This is a genomic window from Euzebyella marina (assembly GCF_003687485.1).
Lineage (GTDB): Bacteria > Bacteroidota > Bacteroidia > Flavobacteriales > Flavobacteriaceae > Euzebyella > Euzebyella marina.
The window spans coordinates 4016081-4038186 of record NZ_CP032050.1; the positions used below are offsets into that span (position 1 = coordinate 4016081).

Sequence of the window (22106 nt, forward strand, 5' to 3'; positions counted from 1 at the left end):
AATAAAACCAGTGCCTTTATCGACCAAATGCAGCATTTTTCAGACCACAAGCTACTTAAAATGTAAGATTCACCCTTCAAAACGGTAGCTACACAACAAATATTCCCATAGGGATAGGGGTAAAATTACATTTGCCACAAGTAGGTTGGAGAGATCCAACTTAAAACGACCTACCATGACAAACCTACAGCAGAAGAGATTCTTGGTAAATGGCATATTGCTTTTACTGGCAGTTCTCTTCACTTCTGAAATGTATTCTCAATGTGCGGGAACCGATAACTCGGTAACCGTTTGTAATAAAGATTCCGATGAGAATAACAAAACCTTTGATTTATTCGCGCAATTAGGCGGCACCCCTACCCTCGGAGGATCTTGGTCTACCAATGACCCAGCTAACTTTTTTGCCTTGGATAGGAATACGGGTATCGTAAACCTTTGGGATGTAAAGAATTCAGGGTTTCACGAGTTTACCTATACCAATGATAATTGTGGGGAATCGGCCGTTGTTACGGTCATTCTTGGGGGTTACCCCGGCGAGGACAATATCGACGGAAGTGCCGATGCCTGTGGCGACGACCCCGCTGTAAACCTTCATAGCTTTATCGGTGATGAAACAGAGGGCAAATTTCAAGATTTCAATGGGTCTTGGGCCGCTGTAACACCTGGTGCCGGAGACCATCTTACACAAAACTTTTTCAATGCTGCTGATGCCGGTGTAGGAATTTATGAATTCACCCATACCGTACCTTCGGTAGGCACGTGCCCTAGCAGACAGGTTAGCCTCATTTTAGAAGTACAAAGACCGGCCAACTCTGGGGTTGGCTCAGCGTTGACCGTATGCACCTCTGACGACCTTTCGTCAATGACCAATTATGACCTCAATACGCTGCTGGTTGATGAGGATATCAATGGTACTTGGTCAGAAGGGCCTTCCACTAATCAATTAGATGATTTGACCGATAGTACGGTAGACGTTCAGGCCATAAGGGACAATAACGGACCCGGCACCTATACTTTCACCTATACGGTGTACCCTTCACATGCCGTTTGTACCATCAGTCAGACATCTGTAGATATTATCATTTTGCCCACCTTGCAAGGAACGATGGAGGCTACTAATTTCTGTTCTGGCCCAAATACCTATAGAGTTGAACTAAGTTCTTACAATACGACCCTTATAAGTGATGGCACCTACGGGGGCAACTATTCATTATCCTCCCTTAGTGGAACTTTTAGCGCTACCACATCAATAGTACTGGCAAATGATGGTACGGGTTATTTTGATATTGACGCAAGCACGGTACCGATGAACGAGATTGTTACCATTTCAATAGAATCTTTAGGTGCCGAAGTATGCCCTGACATTCAAGTACCACCTGTAGATTTTATTGTTACAGACCCTAATGCCACAGCTACCGATAGCTGCTTGGGTTCTGACGTACCTATTTCCCTTACCAATATTCATGATGCTTCTTTAAGTCTAGCTAACGGAAGTTATAATGTCGATTATACAATTACCGATACCGATGGTATTGAGTCGAATTTCAGTATCTCGGATGTTGCTTTCAATTCTGGAAATGGAAGCTTTGAGATTCCAGCTTTGCAACTACCGGAAGCAGGTTCGTACGATATTTCTTTAACGGTTCAAAGCGGATTTACCCTCGGCTGCGATATCACTACAAGTTTTACGGTAATTCCACCTCCTGCTGATATAGTTCTTGACCTGCTGGTTGATAATTCATGTAACGCAACACAAATCGAGGTCCAAATTGACGCACCCAATCTTGCGGATGGGAGTTATGACATCACCTATGATGTTGTTAGCCAAAGCTCAGGTCAGGTGGTATTGGAAAACACTATCAATTTTAAGGGTGGTACGGCATCTTACGATTTGGACGTTGCATCATTAGAGCAAGGAAACTATACCGTTAGTGTGAGAAGTACACAAGACGATACCACCGCCTGTAGAACGACTTTTGAATTTGAAGAAAGTGAAAATTTCGCTATTGAAGGAATACCAGCCTTACCTATAGCCGAACTCAATCAAAATTTCTGTCTTAGTGATTTTGCTAGCAATCCACCTTCTTTAGCCGATATTCAAGTAACTGCCAACGGGGAAATCCTCTTTTATGCTACCGAGTCCGATATGGACATATTACCATTAGATACGGAATTGGTAGATGGAGAAGATTATTTTATCTCGAATACAGACCCCAACAATAATTGCGAGGGATCCAATAGAATAAGGGTGATTACCACCCTATCCAATCCCGAGGGACCATCCGCCTTAAATACAAATCCTACCTTCTGCGCTTCTGAACAAGCAACCGTTTTAGAACTGAACCCATCGGTTTCTGCAAATGGTACGGTAACATGGTACGACAATGCTACCGGAGGCAACCCCTTGGACAATAGCACCCTTCTGGTCGATGGCACCAGCTATTTTGCCGCCAATACCGAATCGACCGGTTGTAGTAGTACAGAGAGGGTAGAAATAATTCCTACCGTATACGGATTGGAACCAGTTTCCCTGGCTTTTAGTACCATCGCACTTTGCGGTTTAGATAACCCAACTATTTACGACCTGCGTACGATAGAGGGAGACAACCCTTATGAAGTGCTTTGGTATGACACACCCGAAGAAGGTAATCCGCTTGATGACCAAACACTTTTACAATCGGAAACAACGTATTACGCCGTAAGCTTCAACCCTGATACCGGTTGTATGAACCCCGAAAGAATGGCCGTTACGGTAGACCTTACCAATTGCGACCCCGAAGATTACGGGTTTTTTATTCCTGATGGGTTTTCACCGAATGCCGATGGCAGAAACGATACATTTTTTGTTCCCAACATAGAAATTATTTTTCCTGATTTCACCTTGGAAATCCTGAATAGATATGGCGCTTCACTCTTTAAAGGAGACCGCTCCAACCCGGCTTGGGATGGTTCTGAAGGAGGAAAAACCGCTCCGAACGGGGTCTATTTCTACGTTATTAACTACAACAAAGATGGCCACCAACCAATTCAAGGAAGGTTATACCTCAACCGCTAACCTTCTAAAAAACCGATTACATGTTTAAAAAACACATCATAAAGATAGTTGGCCTCTTGATTCTCGCACAGTCATGGGCGTTTGCACAGCAAGATCCGCAATACACGCAATACATGTATAACATGAGCGTGGTTAACCCGGCCTATACGACCAATGACTTGGGCCGTCTGAATTTTGGAGGCCTGTACCGTTCGCAATGGAAGAATGCCGTGGGCGCCCCCGAGACTTTGACCTTTTTTGCACATGCCCCGGTAAGTTCCAATATAGAAATGGGTCTCTCACTAGTTAAGGATGAGATTGGCGATGGCGCCTTAAAGGAAAACAACATTTATGCTGATTTTGCCTATATCTTAAAACTTACTGAAAAGAGCAACCTCTCTTTAGGCTTAAAAGGAGGGTTCACCACCTTTGAGACCAATTTCAATGGTTTTATGCTGCCGGAATTTCAAGATGACCAAGCGTTCAACGAGAATCTGAACAACACCTACCCTAATATTGGTGTGGGCGCTTTTTATAACAGGCAGCAATTCTATTTCGGGCTCTCAGCTCCCAATTTACTCACTTCAAAACACTTGGAAAACAGGGATGGTATCAACCGAATAGGTTCTGAAAAAATACACTTGTTCGCTATGTCCGGTTACGTTTATGAACTCAATAGCGATATCAAACTGAAACCTTCGGTATTGGCAAAAATAGTTGAAGGTGCTCCGCTAACGGTAGACTTTTCGCTTAATGCCCTTTTTTATGACCGTATTGAAGGCGGACTCTCTTATCGTTTGGAAGATTCGGTAAGTGCCATGTTCAATATTGCCGTGCTTCCGTCTTTGAGAATTGGCTATGCCTATGATTATACCTTATCGAACTTGAGCGATTATAGTTCTGGTTCCCACGAAATATTCGTGCTTTTTGACCTTGACCTTTTAGGTCTTGGCAAAGGCTATGACAAATCCCCCAGATTTTATTAATATGAAGAAGTTATTGTTCTTACTAATGGTTCTGGGTTCTTTTAAAAGTGTATGCGCCCAGGCAGATATCAAGCGAGCCGACCTGTATTTTAGCAGGGCCTATTATGCAGATGCCATTCCGTTGTACGAAGAACTCTTGCCAAAAAACAAAAGTTCGCAACTGATTAAAAACCTCGCAGATTCGTATTACCATACTTTTCAGATGAAATCCGCTGCTCGCTGGTACCAATATTTAGCAAATCACTATGGTGATAAGTTGAATGATTCTTACTACTTCAAACTCAGCCAGTCTTTAAAAGCAATTGGTGAGCACGAGCAGGCAGACGATGCATTAATTGCCCATTACAGCAAAGATAGGCACCCTGAAAAGGCTTCACTAGTTAAGACTCAGAGAACCTATCTTGATAACATAGCGGCAATTGGCGACCGTTTTGAAATCGAAAGCCTTGCCTTGAATACCGAATCATCAGAATTTGGTGCGGCAGTGGTTGATTCCTTATTAATTTATGCGGCCTCTAAGAAAAGTGATCAAATGCTGTCTAAGTTGTACCGATGGAACAATCAAAGCTATTTAGATCTTTACAGTCATCCCTTAGGGCAATTAACTTTAGGTGACACCATAAGTAAAAGCTTTTCTAAAAGAATAAATACCAATTTACACGAAGGCACTTTTGCCATAACAAAGGACAGAAAGACCATTTATTTTACCCGAAACAGCAAACATAAAACAGATGAAAAAATAAGTCATCTAATGCTTTACAAAGCGGAATGGGTAGAGAACGAATGGAAGAATATTGAAGAGCTTCCTTTTAACGGAAAAGACTTTTCAACAGAGCATCCTGCACTAAGTCCAGATGAAACCAAACTCTATTTCTCGTCAGATCGTGAAGGTGGGCAAGGAGGTTTTGACCTATACTATGTTGACATTCAAAAAGACGGTTATGGCAACCCCGTCAACTTGGGAGCTAACATCAATACCGACAAAAAAGAGCAGTTTCCGCATATAGATGCTGAGGGCAACCTATATTTCGCCTCCAATGGGCATCCTGGGTATGGACTTTTAGATATTTTTAAATCGGAAGTAAAGGATGGAGAATTGCAAAAACCAAACAACTTAGGGTTTCCGGTAAACAGTGGCTATGACGACTTTTCATTGGCCCTAAACACCGACGGAAAAAGCGGTTATTTCTCTTCCAACAGACCTTCAGGCAAAGGAAGTGATGATATCTATTCTTTTAAAGAAGCCAAACCTTTGGTTATAGAGGATTGTATGCAATTCATTGCAGGCATCATTACAGACAAGACCACCAATCAACCATTAGCAAATGCCAAGGTAGAACTGGTAAACTCAGTAACAGCTTCAATTGAAAGTATTTCAACCTCATCGGATGGATCCTTTAAATTTTCGGTAGAATGCGCATCGAACTATAAAATTACGGCGACAAAAGCAGGGTACGAAACAGCCTCTAAAACCGTCGTAACAGATAAAGAGCGAAAAGCGGTAAAAGATGCTTCGCTCTCATTGTTATCAGAAGAGGAGATTGCCAAGCAAGAGGCTATCGCCCTTCAAAAAGAAAAGGAGGAGGCAGAAAAAAAAGCAATTGCTGAGGCCAAACGATTAAAAGAATTAGAGCTTAAGGCCGAGCAAGAAAAACTTAGAAAAGAAAAAGTGCGCCTTCAGAAAGAGGCGGAACAAAAAGAAAAACAGGCGATAGCTAAAGAGAAGGCCAAGCAGCAAAGAAGAAAAGAAATAGAAAAAATCATTGCTCAAGAAGAAGGTATCGTAAAAGATAAAGAGCGTACCCTTCTACAAACCGGTGAAATCCATTTTGACTATGGCATGTGGTATTTGAGAAGGGAAACCAGGGCCCGTTTGGATAAGGTGGTGAAAATAATGAAAGACCACCCAGGTATGGTGCTAGAAATAGGCACCCACACCGACATACGAGGTAATAGCAATTACAACCGCGAACTATCACAAAAAAGGGCCGATGCCGCAAAGGAGTACTTGGTCAAAAATGGAATTGACAGTTCAAGAGTCGTCTCAAAAGGGTACGGAGAATCGCAACCCATCGTCCATTGCGATACAGAAAACAGTTGTACCGAAGAAGACCATGAGTGGAACCGTCGCTGCGAACTGGTAGTCGTTCAATGGAACTAAAAATTTAGTCATGCTTAAAAAGACCCCGGCGATAATATCGTTGGGGTTTTTCGTTTTTGGTAGGGCATTCACGTATCTTAGTTGCATAAAACTTAGCTATGCATTTGAACGTCGACCACATACCTGTAAAAGAAATTATGCCGGGCTACCACGCCAAAATGATTCATGGTGAAAAACTCTCCATCGCATATTGGAATGTGGAAGAAGGTGCTCAAGTTCCAGAGCATTCACACAAGCATGAACAAGTGATGCAAGTATTGGAGGGTGAGTTTGAATTTACGGTTGATGGCGTTACTAAAATTTACACAACTAACGATGTCGTTGTTATTCCGTCATTTGCCGTTCATAGCGGTAAAGCCATAACGCCCTGCAAACTAATGGACGTGTTTAGTCCCGTACGTGAAGAATACAAATAAATTCCAGATTAGATTATGAAGATATCCCTTATAAATAAAAAAGCTTTGGTTGGTGGTAGTAGTGGTGGTATTGGTAAAGCTATAGCACAACAATTGGCCGAAAGCGGTGCCAGTGTTACCCTAATGGCACGTAGTGCAGATAAATTGGCCCAAATCGTTTCCGAGTTACCCACAGACCAAGGACAATCGCATCAATTTTTAAAAGTTGATTTTTCAGATTTGGAAGGATATAAGAAAACGATTTCCCAATATTTTGCGAACAACTCCGTAGACATATTAGTAAACAACACCCAAGGGCCTGCTGCCGGAAATACGTTAGAGAAAAATACCGACGACTACCAACAAGCCTTTGACCTCCTGTTTAAATCGGTAGTTTTTACCACAGAATTGGCTTTGCAAAAGATGAAAGAAAACAAATGGGGCCGAATTATCAACGTAGCTTCAGTGTCGGTAAAGGAGCCTCTCTCCTACCTAGCACTATCAAATACAATACGTGCCGCCGTAGTAACCTGGGCCAAATCATTGGCTTCTGATGTGGGAAGCTTTAACATAACGGTAAACAGTGTTCTAACGGGTTATTTTGATACGGAAAGAATATCTCAGCTCAATGCCAAAAAAGCACAACAACTTGGCATAGATCAGAGTGAGGTCAGGGCCGACATGGAAGAAAAGGTTCCTGTTAAACGCATTGGAGACCCGAAAGAATATGGGTATTTAACCACTTTTCTAGCCTCTGAAAATGCCGCATACATAACGGGCACCCAAATTCCGATAGATGGCGGATTGCTTAAGAGTTTATAGGTTTATGACGCTATGAAAAGTAACGAGATAAGTAAGAAGAGTAAAACGAAAGTTGATTTTAGCGAAGAAGCCCAAGTATCTAAAAAATGATTATTCATTGTATCGGGGGGATTTATGTTTAAGGCAAAACTAAACCCTCGGTTGTGCTCTAATGAGTTTATTTGCCCTTTTTCTTAACTCATTTAATTTTCGGTCTGTTCATGATTGTCGCTATGCGCTAACTTACAGGCCAATTTCCCTAACCAAATCGCACCGTTCGCTCATTATGAATTCTGATTGGCATCGATTTTGAGCAACTTTATCCCGTAAATTTATTCGCATGAAGAAACTATCATTCATATTGATGACCCTACTTTTTTCACATATGGCCCATTCTCAAAGCGGCAACTCTTATGACAGTCTTTGGAAGCAAATTGAAAAGCTTGAAACGCAAGATTTGACACAATCTGCTTTGAAAGTGGCCCAAACCATTCAAGAAAAAGCCAAAAAAGAGTCCAACACGGCGCAAACGGTAAAGTCGTTACTTTTTATATCGAAATATGCAATGGTGTTAGAAGAAAATGCCCAATTCAACATTGTAGAAGATTTCAAAAAGGAAATAGAAAACACCGATTCACCTACCAAAAATATATTGCATAACTATTTGGCCAATTTGTATTGGCAGTACTTGCAACAAAACAGATATCGGTTCTACGGCCGTACTGAAATTATTACGAGGGTCGAGCAAAACGACTTCAGAACATGGGATGTAGCTACCCTATTTTCAGAAATCAACTATCATTTTCAGGAAAGCCTAAAAAATGAGGAGTTGCTTCAAAATAGCCCGTTAAAGACCTATGAAACGCTTCTTAGCAAACAAGAAAACTCGGAAAAATACCGTCCGGCGCTTTTCGACCTTCTGGCACATAACGCTCTTGATTTTTATGAAACGAGCGAAAACAGCATCAATCAACCGGCCTATAAATTCGAGATTTCAGATGAAGGATTACTGTGTGAAGCATATGATTTCACACAAAAAGAACTGGTTGCAAAAGATTCTACTTCCCTTCAGTTAACGGCCTTACAAACTTACCAAGACCTGATAAAATTTCATTTTCAAGACCCTGAGCCTTTCGCCTTGACCCATGTCGATATCGACCGGTTAAAATTCACCTTGCAAAATGCCGTTTTTGAAAACAAAAATGAAATTTATATTGAAGTCTTAAAAAATACCGCCGAGAGCCTAAAGCACCATGAGGTTTCTGCACTCTACCGATATGAAATAGCCCAACAACTTCATAACGAAGGAAATAGTTATGACCCGAAAAACCAGGGTGAAGTTCAATGGAAGCAAAAAGAAGCACTGCAAATTTGCGAAGAGGTTATTGCCAATTATCCGGATAGTTACGGTGCCGAAAAGTGCAAAGCCTTACAATCACAAATTCAGGCTCAGAGCCTTCAGCTAACTACAGAAAAGTTCCTTCCTATTAACCAAACAGCCCGCCTGTTGGTGAATTATAAAAATGTAGACGGACTACAATTGTCTGCCCATGCCGTTTCGGCTCAAGAGCTGGAGCAGCTTAATAAAATCCATCCTCAGGAAAAGAGATTGGCCTTTGTTCAAAACTTGAAGTCGATTATGAGTTGGTCTGCTGATTTAAAGAATGAAAGAGACTTTCAACAGCACGGTATCGAGGTTAAAATACCCCCAATGCCCAACGGAAGATACCTGTTGTTGGCCAGGCCGTCATCCAAAAAAAATGAGACGTTTGCCTATAGCGAATTGCAAGTAACCGATTTAGCCATAGTTGAAACCAAAAACAATACGGAAACCACCTACCAACTAATTGACCGAAACAATGGTCAACCAGTAAAAGGGGCCGAAGTAAAAATTAGCTATCTCAAAAACTATAATAAGCCTAGAAAACAAGTAACTGAGGTAACCAATGAGTTAGGTCTAGTAACCATTTCTCTGGCCAATGAAAATTGGAGCAGTGTAAAAATTGAAGTAGATAGCCAAGGAGAAAAAGCGGTGTTTGGAGATTATTACGTAAGTGAGAAATATATAAATTATAATAGCCCAAAAGACAATAGTTGTTTTCTTTTTACAGACCGAAGCATCTATAGACCTGGGCAACCCCTTTACTTTAAGGGCATCGCGACGACCAATACCAAAGAAAGTTCTAAAGTATTGCCCAATACTGTGGTCACCGTAGAATTGATTGATGTCAACGGTCAGGCTATTGGCTCCCAAAAACTAAAGACCAACGAATTTGGTTCTTTTTCAGGAGAGTTTGCCTTACCCAGTTCGGTTTTAACAGGTGATTTTAGCTTACAAGTCGACAGTGAAGCCGTAAATCTTGACGGATATGCCTCGTTCTCGGTCGAAGAATATAAAAGGCCGAAATTCGAGACCTCTTTTAATCCCGTAAAAGAAACCTTTCAGGTCAATGATAGCATAACGGTTACCGGCAAAGCGCAATCTTATGCCGGAAGCAACATCACACAAGCTAAGGTGAGTTACAGGGTTAAGCGGGTTGTCAACCTACCACGATGGTATTCTTGGTCATGGCCCAGGTATCCGATTTCTGAACAGGAAATTGTTCACGGAGAAACGGAGACCGATGCTAATGGCAAGTACAGTATTACATTCAGGGCCATTCCCGATTTGAGTATTTCAAAAGAGGCTCTACCTACTTTTGAATATGAAATCACAACCGATGTAACGGATATTAACGGAGAGACACAGAGTACCTCGCAAACAGTAAAAGTAGGCTATCACTCAATAAACGCACAAATTCAGGTTGCTGAGAACCTTCAAAAAGACCAAAAAACAACCAATTTAACCATCAATACTACCAATCTAAATGGAGAGTTCGTGCCCGTGAAAGGGATTATAAAGATTTACAAATTGTCTGCGCCCAACTACGTTTTAAGGCAGAGACCTTGGCCAGCACCTGACTATCAAAATTGGAACAAAGAAGATTTTAAAGAGCTTTTTCCTCACGACGCCTATAAAAATGAACAAGATTTCAGAAACTGGCCACTGGGTAAAGTGGTTAAAGAACTGAATTTTGATACTGAAAAAACCACCGAGATTCAATTGGAAGGCATTCAAAAATGGCCCTCGGGAAAATATCTATTACAGCTCGAAACCAAAGATAAATTTGGCAACGAAGTAAAAGATAAAGCATTTACAACTCTACATAGCGAAAAAGATAAAGTTCTTGCGGACAATCAACTTTTTGATATAAGTACTGACCAAGAAAATTACGAAATAGGTGATACCGCAGAAATCACTCTTTCGAGTAATGCCGATCATTTGAGCGTTTCTGTATTTGTAGAAAAAGACGGAAAAAAAGTTGATGAACGTATCATTACGCTGAACGGAAATAGCAAGACCTTCAAAGTGAAGATTGATGAAGCTGATTTAGGCGGATTTGCCATTAATTACACTTATGCGGCCTATAATTCTTTCGAATCTGGCTCTTTACAGATTTCGGTTCCTTATCCAAAAACGGATTTAGAAATAGAAACACTGACCTTCAGGGATAAAATTGCTCCGGGAAGCGAAGAAACATGGTCCTTCAAAATAAAAGGACCTAATGGAGACCAAATAAGTTCGGAACTATTGGCCAGTATGTACGACGCTTCGCTGGATGCTTTCAGACCACATTCGTGGAGTTTTAGCCCGCTTTACAGGCCCATTTACTATTCCCAATCGTATGCCAACGCTTACACCAGTTTTGGTAGCGGTTCATTTAGAACTCATTTAGATAACACCATTTATAACTATAAGGTTCAATCGTTCGATTCTTTTAACTTCTTTGGCCTTTATTTTGGTGGAGCACAGAATCGACCTTATGGTACCATGACATTAAGAAGGTCTGCGCCAATGACAGCGATGGATGCCGAAGCTGATATGGCCGGTCAAGCTTTGGAAGAAGTGGTTCAAGTGGGGCAAAGTCCGAAAAAAGAAAAGAGCACCGTTGAAAATGCATCTGAACCATCTTCAGAAGAAAAAGAAGGCCCGTCGGTAGTAAGTGCCAGAACCAACCTGCAGGAAACTGCTTTTTTCTATCCTCATTTGCAAACCGATAAAGAAGGTAATGTCAGCTTCAGCTTTACAAGTCCCGAAGCACTCACCCGTTGGAAACTTCAATTATTGGCGCATACCAAGAACTTGAACAGCACGGTTACCTCTATGGAAACCCTTACCCAAAAAGAGTTAATGGTCATTCCTAATGCTCCTCGTTTTCTTCGGGAAGGAGATGAAATTCAAATAAGCACTAAAATTGCCAACCTTACCAATCAATCCCTTTCAGGTAGCGTCTATATAGAACTGACGGATGCCGTTAATGGTAAGGATCTAACTCCGCAGCTTTTAGCCGGAACAACAGAGAGAAATTTCAAGGTAGATTCTAGTGGAAACACTCAAGCATCCTGGCGACTACAAATACCGGAAGGCTTACAAGCCGTACAATACAAAATCGTGGCAAAGGCCGGAGATTATTCAGATGGAGAGCAAAATTTATTGCCTGTTCTTACCAACCGAATGCTGGTCACCGAAACCTTGCCTATGTGGGTAAAAGGTAACGAGACGAAGAAATTTGAATTGACCAAATTAAAGGAAAACTCCTCGAGCTCTCTCGAACATCATAAACTGACTTTAGAGGTGACTTCCAACCCGGCTTGGTATGCCGTGCAGGCCCTGCCCTACCTTATGGAATATCCATATGAATGTAACGAACAGATTTTTTCTAGGTTTTATGCCAATACATTGGCCAGCCACATCATCAACTCGAACCCTAGAATGAAAAATGTTTTTGAGCAATGGAAAGGAACCGGTGCCCTCAAAAGCAATCTGGAGAAAAATGAAGAGCTAAAATCACTTTTGATTCAAGAAACCCCTTGGTTGCGTGACGCCCAATCAGAAAGCGAACAGAAAAAAAGAATCGCACTGCTTTTCGAACTCAACAATCTAAAAGCGCAACAGACCACTACTTTGGCCAAATTGGTTCAAAACCAAAAGGCTTCCGGAGCATGGGCTTGGTTTCAAAATGGTCCTGATAACCGTACAATTACCCAACACATTGTTACCGGCTTGGGCCATCTTAAAAAATTGCAAGTGGCCTTTGCCTTTGAGCAATCAAATCTTGAATCAAGTATTCAAAGAGCCTTTCAGTATCTAGACGATGAGTTTGTAGAAGAATACGAACGAATGAAAAAACATTCGACTGACCTTGAGAAGAACCATTTAAGCCAAAGTCAGATCCACTACCTGTATATGAGAAGTTTTTTCAATGATTATAAAACTTCGGTAAAGGTGGAGAAGACGATGGACTATTATTGGTCTCAGGCCGAAAAATACTGGACAAAACAAAGTCTTTACAGTAAGGGAATGTTGGCTTTGGCCCTTTCCCGACATGGTAATCACAAGACCGCCCAATTGATTCTTCGGTCTCTTAAAGAGAATAGTGTTTTTAATGAAGAACTTGGCCGTTACTGGAAAAACAATACCGCCTCTTGGCATTGGTACCAAGCCCCTATCGAAACCCAATCGCTATTGATAGAGGCTTTTGAGGAAATTACCAAGGACACTCAAACGGTCGATGAGCTAAAGATTTGGCTCCTAAAAAATAAGCAGACCAACCAATGGGCCACTACCAAGGCGACAACGGAAGCCATTTACTCCCTATTGCTAAGCGGAAGTGATTGGGTTTCGGTTACCGACGCGGTAGAAGTAACCGTTGGCAATAAAACGATAGACCCTAGCCAGTTAGAAAACGTAAAGACCGAAGCAGGCACCGGATATTTTAAAACCTCTTGGGAACCTTCCGAAATACAACCAGAAATGGCCCAAGTGGAAATGACAAAAAAGGGTGATGGAATTTCTTGGGGCGCCTTGTACTGGCAATATTTTGAAGACTTGGATAAAATTACCTCTGCGGAAACACCCCTAAAGCTTAAAAAGCAACTATTCTTAAAAACGAACACAGATACGGGCGAAAAACTATCGGAGATTACCAACAGTACCAACCTGAAAGTGGGCGATTTAGTTCGCATAAGAATTGAGTTGTGTTCTGATAGAGAAATGGAATTCGTTCATATGAAAGATATGAGGGCAGCTGGTTTTGAGCCCGTAAATGTTCTTTCTAGCTACAAATGGCAAGACGGGTTGGGCTACTATGAGAGCACTAAAGATGCCAGCACCAATTTCTTCTTTGATCGGTTGCCAAAAGGTGTATTTGTTTTTGAGTATGATTTAAGGGTAAACAATGCTGGTGAATTTAGCAATGGCATTACAACCGTTCAAAGTATGTATGCTCCGGAATTTAGCAGCCATAGTGAGGGAAATAGAGTGAAGGTTGAACAATAACTTCATTCTACAACTACTGAAGTTGTTAGATAGTCTCCGGAGTAAATAGAAGTTGGTAGAAGAAAGAACCGAATATATAGCCGCAACCAACGCCTACAATGATAATAAGAAGTAATATATAAGTTGATTGGCTCTGTTCTACATTGATAAGGGCCACGGGCGAACCATCTTTTTGAATCTCATAGGTATTCATTCGCCCTACTTTGCTATGGTCGCGTCTAGAAATACGGTAATTGTTCTTATTGACACTAAAAACATGCCTTGACCCCGCCGTAGCCTTCGATTCGGATATTTTGACACCATTGAGAAGAACTTGTTCTTTTCCTAAAATAGTCTGAACAATTTCAATTTTATGGTTCTCTACATAGTATAGCGCGAGCCTTGGCATATCAACTTTCAATTTACCTTTATGGAGAACAACTAATCGATTTCTACCATGATAGATTTACCACCATCTGTGGTCGATGGGGCTTCGAACACAACAAAATCTCAATAGAGATAGCTAAAAATATATAATTCGAGAATCGCTAAGATTGAAAGTTTTCAACAGCGGAAGTATTCTTACCTCTATTGAATCTAAAAGACTCACATTGATAAGATTAAACCTACTTATTTAGCTTTAGGAGGGTATTTTGAGAGCACTTTGGCTACTACTTTTCTGATAATTTCTTCTCTCTTTTCTGGCCCGGTATTTTCCTTAAAATTGCTTTCGCTAACGGCATCCCAAAACAGGAGGTCTTTTTTACTATATACAAAGTCGAAGCGAATCTCTCTTTTCTCGTTAGGCTGCCCCACGGGAATACCAATAGAAACGCCGCCGCCCATATTTCGGCCATTACCACCTACCCCAACCCCTACGTTGGAGGTTTGCTGTGGTCTAAAAAAACGAGTTTTTACATCAATTAAAAAGTCAGGATCTTCGGAAAACCGAATTCCCTTTAGTTGAAGTTCTGAATCAATGGCATCGAACAGCCGCCTTTCGTCTAATTGACTTAGGCCTGTCTGTATATCAGGATAGTAATTATAGGTAGTGTAATTAGAAAAATCCGTTTCCTTGTCATAATCGTAATACACCTTTACCGCTTGGCAGGCCGAGAGCAATAAGATGGATATTATGACTACAAACCTTCGCATAGAACCTCTATTTTTCTAAAACCTTGTTATCGTTCAACATAGCCCAAAGCCTATCCTTCAGCTCAGTAATACCCTGTTGCGCTACTGAAGAAATGAACATGTAGGGTACATCATCAAATTCTTTATCCAGCTCTTCGCGCATCTCATCCATCAGCTCTTTATCGAGCATATCACTTTTAGAGATTACAACAAGCTTTTCCTTATCCAATAATTCAGGATTGTACCTGCGCAATTCATCTATTAAGATGTCGTATTCTTTTGAAATATCTTTACTATCGGCAGGAATTAAAAATAATAACGTCGCATTTCGCTCAATATGCCTTAAAAAATAATGACCTAAACCTTTACCCTCTGCGGCTCCCTCGATAATTCCTGGGATGTCGGCCATTACAAAACTCTGAAAATCTCGATGCTGTACGATACCTAAATTGGGCTTTAAGGTCGTAAACTCATAATCGGCAATTTTCGGCTTAGCACTCGTGATTACAGATAGCAAGGTAGACTTACCTGCATTCGGAAAGCCCACCAGACCAACATCGGCCAAGACTTTAAGCTCAAGGGTAACATCTATTTCTTGCCCTGGTATACCCGGCTGTGCGTACCTTGGTGTTTGATTGGTGCTCGTCTTAAAGTGCCAATTGCCTCTACCTCCCATTCCGCCTTCAACGAGCATCTTCTCTTGGCCATGTTCGGTAATTTCAAAAAGGGTCTCTTGAGAATCGGTACTTTTTATCACGGTACCTAAGGGCACATCTACATAAATATCTTCGCCATCGGCACCAGTGCTGCGTTGTTTTCCGCCATGTTCACCATGTCCGGCGCGAAAATGCTTTTTAAACTTGAAACTGACCAGAGTCCATAAATTTTCATTGCCGCGAATAATTACATGTCCGCCTCGGCCTCCATCTCCACCATCCGGTCCACCTTTCGCCACGTACTTTTCACGATGTAAATGAGCGGACCCCTTTCCTCCGTTTCCGGATTCAGCATGTATCTTTACATAATCAACAAAATTGCCCTCAGTCATATCTTAGTATTTCAGATTGCCATCAAAAAAATAGATTACAAAAGTACGTAATATTAGATAGCTCTTGACAGATAAGAAATAGGAGAAAATAGGTACCTTAAGTTTGGATAAAGAGAATTAATCTTCTAATTGAAAATCGATAGTGGACACGACCCGTACCAATTTAATCTGTGGAGTGTTTTGATCACGATCGCTTATGGAGAAGAGCCCTTGCCTAGCCACTCGAATTTCGCCCACCTTCGCCTGACTATCACGCGCAAATTTCTCAGCTACTTCTCTGGCATTTTTGGTCGCCTCTTCAACCATTTCCGGTTTCAGGTCGTTTAGCTTGGTATACATATATTCTATAGGCCTCCAAGAATTCTTTGAACCTAAAAGAACTCCGTCAGAAATTAGTTCTGAAGATTCGGCCAAAGCTTTTTGCAAACGTGGTATATCACTGGTGCGAACGGTTATTTCAATCGTTGCCAAATATCGATACTCGCTAAATTGCGAACTATTGTTATAGATATTCTCCCTTGCATCGGTTACATTAATGGTGCCTCGGGTAAGTTCATCATCGGTGAAACCCTGTTCTTTAAAAAACTGAACTACTTTTTGGTTTTGACCCTCAATATCTTGTCGTAGGGTCACCAAATCGTTTCCTGTAAGTGAAATATTCATGGGCCAAACAGCTAGGTCGGCATCTACTTCACGTTCCGATAGGCCCTTCACCTGAACATATCTATCGTACTTCTTGCCCAAACGATGCATATTGCCGACAAAATAACCGGCTACCATGATCGCTATGGCTAGAATGAGCGTTTTAATCCAGTTCAGGTCTTTCATAAAATATGAATGCTAAAGTTCTTCGATCACCTTACCTAAGCGGTGCGTGACTTCATCTATGGCGCCTATTCCGTTAATGCTATGAAACTTGCCTTGAGCCTCGTAGTAATCCTTCAAAGGCGCGGTCTTTTCATTATACTCATCGAAGCGATTCCTGATTTTTTCTTCATCTTGATCATCGCTTCGACCACTGACCTTACCTCTCTCGAGCAAACGGTCAATAAGCACCTCATCATTGGCTTCCAATGCGATGGTAGCATCAACGCGCATATTCTTTCCCTGTAAAAAATTGTCTAAAGCTTCCGCTTGAGTTGCAGTTCGCGGAAAACCGTCAAATATGAAGCCACTGGCATCGGGGTTCTTCTCTACGGCATCTTCCAACATTTTAATGGTTACTTCATCAGGTACCAAGTCGCCATTATCGATATAAGACTTGGCCAACTGCCCCAACTCGGTATTGTTTTTCATATTGTACCTGAACAGGTCTCCAGTTGAAATGTGCTTTAAGTTGTACTTTTCCTTTAAAAATTCTGCCTGGGTACCTTTTCCTGCACCCGGTTTCCCGAACAGTACGAGATTGATCATATGCTTATGGTTTAGTTGGTAAACTTCTTTAAGATTACGGCCCAATTCTTTATAATCAAGACCATATCCAACAATAAATTTATTAGGTATTTCTATTCCCCAATAGTCGATGGCGTACTCCCCATTATAAACATCTGATTTGTAGAAGAGGCTAGCTATCTTAAACTCTTTTACATTGGCGTTCGAGAAAAGATGCACCAATTCTTTAAGGGTTCTTCCGGTATCGATAATATCTTCAAGAATTACCACGCTTCTACCCTCAATATCTTCAGATACATCAAGCAGGGTTTCTACAATACCGGTAGAGGTAAGACCTCTATAGGAGCTTAGCTTTACAAAAGATACTTCGCAATCGTATGGGTAATGTTTCAAAAAGTCTGAAACGAACATAAAGGCCCCATTGAGTACGCCCACAAAAATAGGCACCTCATCTTTGTAATCGGCCGCAACCTTTTCGGCCACAGCCTTTACCGCATCTTGAATCTGCGATTCGTTCAAAAACGGTTTAAAATGTTTATCGTGTAGTTTTATCAACACAAAATCTATTGAGAAATGCCAAATATAGCACTTTGATTTCTCTTTTTTAACACCCCGACTGCGGTTTTGGGAATTCGCCGTATTTTTGTGCCAACTATCATACACATGCCAACAAAAAACGACAAAAGCTATTTTTCATCGAACTTCACCCTAGGTATTTTGGGTGGTGGTCAATTGGGAAAAATGATGCTCTACGAGACCAGAAAATTTGATATCAAGACCAAAGTTTTAGATGCTTCTGACGAAGCCCCATGTAAAATTGCCTGCAATGACTTTGTCAAGGGTGACCTTATGGACTATGACACGGTAATCAAATTCGCGGAAGATGTCGATGTGCTCACCATCGAAATAGAGAATGTAAATGTAGACGCCCTAGAACAACTTGAAAACAAAGGCAAAACGGTCTACCCGCCCACGAAGGCACTGCGCACCATTCAGAATAAGGCTACCCAAAAGCTTTTTTATGTTGATAACGGTATACCCACTGCTGATTTTAGCCGATTTGCTTACAAAAGCGAGATTAAGGACAGTATTGAAAATGGCGGACTACAATTTCCTTTTATATGGAAAGCTGCGCGTTTCGGATATGACGGGCAAGGAGTCAAGGTAGTTCGTAAAGCTGAAGATTTGGAAAACCTTCCTTCAGGCGAATGTATTGCCGAGAAAATGATCGACTTCAAAAATGAACTGGCGGTTATCGTTTGTAGAAGTGCAAGCGGCGAAGTCAAAACCTATCCCGTGGTTGAAATGGAGTTTCACCCTGAGGCCAACCAGGTCGAATATGTGATTTGTCCTGCTAGAATCGATGATAAGGTTGCTCAAAAAGCTCAAGAAGTCGCTTTGAAGGTTTCTGAAAAAATGAAGCATGTGGGCCTTTTGGCAGTTGAACTCTTTCAGACCAAAGATGATGAAATATTGGTCAACGAAGTAGCCCCAAGGCCCCATAATAGCGGTCACTACAGCATTGAAGCCAGTTATACAAATCAATTTGAACAGCATATCAGGGCTATTCTCGACCTGCCTTTGGGCGATACTCAAAGTAAAGTTGCCGGTATCATGGTCAACTTGGTAGGTGCCGAAGGTCATACGGGTGATGTTGAATACCAGAACATGAGAGATATTTTGGGCCTAAAAGGGGTTACACCTCACATCTATGGTAAAAAACAGACCCGCCCTTTTAGAAAAATGGGCCATGTAACCATCGTTAACCCTGATATTGCCAAAGCAAGGGAAATCGCCCAGCGCGTAAAAGAAACTATAAAAGTCATCAGTAAATAATATGAACAAAGTAGCCGTAGTCATGGGCAGCACAAGTGATTTGCCCGTAATGCAAGATGCCATAGATATTTTAAAAGAATTCGAAATCGATGTTGATGTCGATATAGTATCCGCACATAGAACTCCTGAAAAACTGTTCGATTTCAGCAAAAATGCCCATATTAATGGGTACGCTGTCATCATTGCTGGTGCCGGGGGTGCAGCACATTTACCTGGTATGGTTGCGTCAATGTCGCCCTTACCCGTGATAGGTGTGCCGGTAAAGAGCAGTAACTCTATCGATGGGTGGGATTCGGTCTTATCCATCCTCCAAATGCCCGGTGGCGTTCCTGTAGCAACGGTGGCACTCAACGGTGCAAAGAACGCAGGTATTCTGGCCGCTCAAATTTTAGGAAGTACTAACGAATCTTTACTCAACAAAGTCATCAAGTATAAAGAAGGTTTAAAACAAAAAGTGATTGATGGGGCCAAAAGCCTCAAAAAACAATAATTTATTTCTTAGTCCCCCACGCTATGAACACCCCATCTTTTATCGGATTTATCCTAGGTATAACCGGAATTGTCATTTTGCTCTTTTTGGGCCGAAAAACCAAAGACCCCTACTGGAAATGCGTTTGGCGAAGTTCTTTGTTGTTCTGTTCGATGTATATCTTAATTTTGATTGTTATGGCCGTCAATGCTCAGTATCTTAGCTTTCAACTAGAGGCTATGGATGTTAACGGAAATGGGCAAATCGACCTCAATGAATACACCGAAGAATACAGGGTGGTGAGAGACCGGTTGCTCAAAGACCCTGATAGAAACAATGCCTTCTACACAGGCGCTATTCTATCGTTTGTTATGGCATTGATTGCTTTATCGATAGATTTGTTTACAACCTATTTTCAGTCTAGAACAAATAGTATTAAAATTTAAATTAAGGAAATCTCATATATGAATCCATTATTGGCACCTTTCGAAACAGCACCCTTTTCTAAAATCAAGAACGAACATTTTAAGCCTGCTTTTTTACAGGCTATGGAAGATGCACGAAAAGAAATCAATGCCATAACGGAAAATAACGAAGAGCCAACTTTTGAAAACACTATTGAGGCTCTAGAATTCACTGGCCAACAATTAGACCGTATTTCAAGTATTTTCTTCAATTTGAATTCTGCGGAAACAAATGAAGAAATTCAAAAGATAGCTCAAGAAGTCTCCCCATTACTTTCTGAGTTCAGCAATGATATTACCCTGAACGAAGAATTGTTCAAAAGGATTAAAAAGGTTTTTGACAATCAAAGCAATCTAAAGTTGAGCGTAGAACAGAGCACTCTTTTAGAAAAGAAGTATAAAAGTTTTAGTAGAAATGGAGCCAACTTACCTGAAGACAAAAAGAAGAGACTAAGGGAAATAGACACCGAATTATCAAAACTCAAGCTAAAGTTCGGTGAAAACGTATTGGCCGAAACCAACAAATTTGAACTACACCTCACCGATGAGTCCGATCTTGATGGGCTACCTGAAGGTGAAAAAGAGGCAGCGGCGCAACTCGCAACCGCAAAAGACAAAGAAGGTTGGCTGATCACCCTTGATTACCCGAGTTACATACCCTTTATGAAATACGCTAAAAACAGGCAGCTTAGAAAAGAACTTTCTATGGCCTTCGGCAGTAAAGGTTTTCATAACGACGAGCTCGACAATCAAGAAAACGTTTTGCGTATCGCTAATTTAAGACATGAGAGGGCCAATTTGCTCGGGTATGAAACACACGCCCATTTTGTCTTGGAAGAAAGAATGGCAGAGACCCCTGAGAAGGTAAAAGAGTTTCTAAATGAACTTTTACAAAAGGCAAAACCGGCTGCGGAAAAAGAATTTGAGCAGTTGTCAACTTTTGCGAAAGAAGTAGACGGGTTAGAGCACCTAGAAAAATGGGATGCCAGTTATTATTCTGAAAAACTAAAACAGAAACTTTTTGATCTAGATGACGAGAAACTAAAACCTTATTTCAAACTTGAAAATGTAATCAATGGTGTTTTCAAAGTAGCCGAAAAGTTGTTCGACCTCAAGTTTGAAGAGGTATTTGATGTTGAGAAATACCATGAAGAGGTCAAAACTTATAAAGTTTATGACTTAGATGATAATTATATTTCACTTTTCTATGCCGATTTCCACCCCAGAAAAGGAAAACGAGGTGGCGCTTGGATGACATCTTACCGGCCCCAGTTTCAACTTGATGGTAGAAATTTCAGGCCTCATATCTCAAATGTTTGCAACTTCACGCGGTCAACACCCAGCAAACCATCGTTATTGACTTTCAACGAGGTTACCACTTTATTTCATGAATTTGGCCACGGCCTTCATGGCATGTTGGCGAATACGGTATACCCTAGCCTTTCGGGCACATCCGTTTTTTGGGATTTTGTAGAACTACCAAGCCAGATAATGGAGAACTGGTGCTACGAAAAAGAAGCCCTTGAACTTTTTGCCCATCATTACCAAAGTGGTGAACTTATTCCTATGGAAATGGTGACCAAAATAAAAGAATCGGCCACTTTTCAAGAAGGTATGCAAACGCTCAGGCAGCTTAGTTTCGGTTTGCTTGACATGGCGTGGCATGGGAAAGACCCGACTGATATAAATGATGTAAAGCAGTTTGAGGTCAATGCCTTTGAAGGCACCCAACTATACCCCGAAACGGCTGAAACCTGCATGAGTACGGCTTTCTCCCACATCTTTCAAGGGGGTTATTCCTCAGGTTATTACAGCTATAAATGGGCTGAAGTTTTAGATGCCGATGCTTTTGCCTATTTTAAAGAGAACGGTATTTTCAATAAGGAAATAGGCAGTAAATTCAAAGACAATGTGCTTTCAAAAGGAGGTACCGAAAACCCGATGATACTTTATAAAAGATTTAGGGGGCAAGAACCTAAGGTAGAAGCCCTCTTAGAAAGGGCCGGTCTTTTAGAACTTAAAAGATAG

At 41.2% G+C, this 22106-nt stretch carries 15 protein-coding genes; 10 read left to right on the top strand and 5 right to left on the bottom strand.

Going from position 1 to position 22106, the window contains the following annotated elements; all coding sequences use genetic code 11:
- Positions 1–175 precede the first annotated feature (175 nt).
- From D1013_RS17345 to D1013_RS17370, 6 genes are all read left to right on the top strand, one after another.
- On the top strand, positions 176–3055 hold the full coding sequence (locus D1013_RS17345; protein WP_121850027.1) for a T9SS type B sorting domain-containing protein: 2880 nt from the start codon (positions 176–178) through the stop codon (positions 3053–3055).
- A 20-nt stretch (positions 3056–3075) separates the two neighbouring features.
- On the top strand, positions 3076–4020 hold the full coding sequence (locus D1013_RS17350) for a PorP/SprF family type IX secretion system membrane protein (RefSeq protein WP_121850028.1): 945 nt from the start codon (positions 3076–3078) through the stop codon (positions 4018–4020).
- Between the two features lies 1 nt (position 4021).
- The gene (locus tag D1013_RS17355) at positions 4022–6181 is read left to right on the top strand and encodes an OmpA family protein (RefSeq protein WP_162987941.1); all 2160 of its coding nucleotides are present in this window, start codon (positions 4022–4024) and stop codon (positions 6179–6181) included.
- Between the two features lie 98 nt (positions 6182–6279).
- On the top strand, positions 6280–6597 hold the full coding sequence (locus D1013_RS17360; RefSeq protein ID WP_121850030.1) for a cupin domain-containing protein: 318 nt from the start codon (positions 6280–6282) through the stop codon (positions 6595–6597).
- Positions 6598–6612: 15 nt separating this feature from the next.
- The gene (locus D1013_RS17365) at positions 6613–7398 is read left to right on the top strand and encodes an SDR family oxidoreductase (RefSeq protein WP_121850031.1); all 786 of its coding nucleotides are present in this window, start codon (positions 6613–6615) and stop codon (positions 7396–7398) included.
- 319 nt (positions 7399–7717) lie between these two features.
- Entirely contained in the window at positions 7718–13756 is a 6039-nt protein-coding gene (locus D1013_RS17370) for an alpha-2-macroglobulin family protein (protein WP_121850032.1), read from the top strand.
- A 25-nt stretch (positions 13757–13781) separates the two neighbouring features.
- Here the strand turns inward: D1013_RS17370 and D1013_RS17375 are convergent, their stop codons facing one another.
- The 5 genes from D1013_RS17375 to D1013_RS17395 all read right to left on the bottom strand — a co-directional run bounded on the left by D1013_RS17375 (position 13782) and on the right by D1013_RS17395 (position 17864).
- Positions 13782–14144 carry a hypothetical protein gene (locus D1013_RS17375; RefSeq protein ID WP_121850033.1) on the bottom strand — a complete coding sequence of 121 codons (363 nt, stop codon included), beginning with the start codon at positions 14142–14144 and terminating at the stop codon, positions 13782–13784.
- Positions 14145–14365: 221 nt separating this feature from the next.
- Positions 14366–14890: a DUF4136 domain-containing protein gene (locus D1013_RS17380; protein WP_121850034.1), complete on the bottom strand. Its 525-nt coding sequence runs from the start codon at positions 14888–14890 to the stop codon at positions 14366–14368.
- A 7-nt stretch (positions 14891–14897) separates the two neighbouring features.
- Complete coding sequence (gene obgE, locus D1013_RS17385) at positions 14898–15917, bottom strand: GTPase ObgE (RefSeq protein WP_121850035.1); 1020 nt, start codon at positions 15915–15917, stop codon at positions 14898–14900.
- Positions 15918–16034: 117 nt separating this feature from the next.
- Positions 16035–16745, bottom strand: coding sequence for an SIMPL domain-containing protein (locus D1013_RS17390; protein ID WP_121850036.1), 711 nt, complete (start codon positions 16743–16745; stop codon positions 16035–16037).
- Between the two features lie 12 nt (positions 16746–16757).
- Complete coding sequence (locus tag D1013_RS17395) at positions 16758–17864, bottom strand: adenylate kinase (protein WP_121850785.1); 1107 nt, start codon at positions 17862–17864, stop codon at positions 16758–16760.
- Positions 17865–17972: 108 nt separating this feature from the next.
- Between D1013_RS17395 and D1013_RS17400 the strand changes: the two genes are divergently transcribed.
- The 4 genes from D1013_RS17400 to D1013_RS17415 are packed head-to-tail and all read left to right on the top strand — an operon-like array spanning position 17973 to position 22106.
- Positions 17973–19145: a 5-(carboxyamino)imidazole ribonucleotide synthase gene (locus tag D1013_RS17400; protein ID WP_121850037.1), complete on the top strand. Its 1173-nt coding sequence runs from the start codon at positions 17973–17975 to the stop codon at positions 19143–19145.
- Between the two features lies 1 nt (position 19146).
- Positions 19147–19635 (top strand): 5-(carboxyamino)imidazole ribonucleotide mutase, encoded by a 489-nt coding sequence (purE, locus tag D1013_RS17405; protein ID WP_121850038.1) that lies wholly within the window; start codon positions 19147–19149, stop codon positions 19633–19635.
- A gap of 23 nt (positions 19636–19658) precedes the next feature.
- Complete coding sequence (locus D1013_RS17410; RefSeq protein WP_121850039.1) at positions 19659–20060, top strand: hypothetical protein; 402 nt, start codon at positions 19659–19661, stop codon at positions 20058–20060.
- Between the two features lie 18 nt (positions 20061–20078).
- The gene (locus tag D1013_RS17415; protein WP_121850040.1) at positions 20079–22106 is read left to right on the top strand and encodes a M3 family metallopeptidase; all 2028 of its coding nucleotides are present in this window, start codon (positions 20079–20081) and stop codon (positions 22104–22106) included.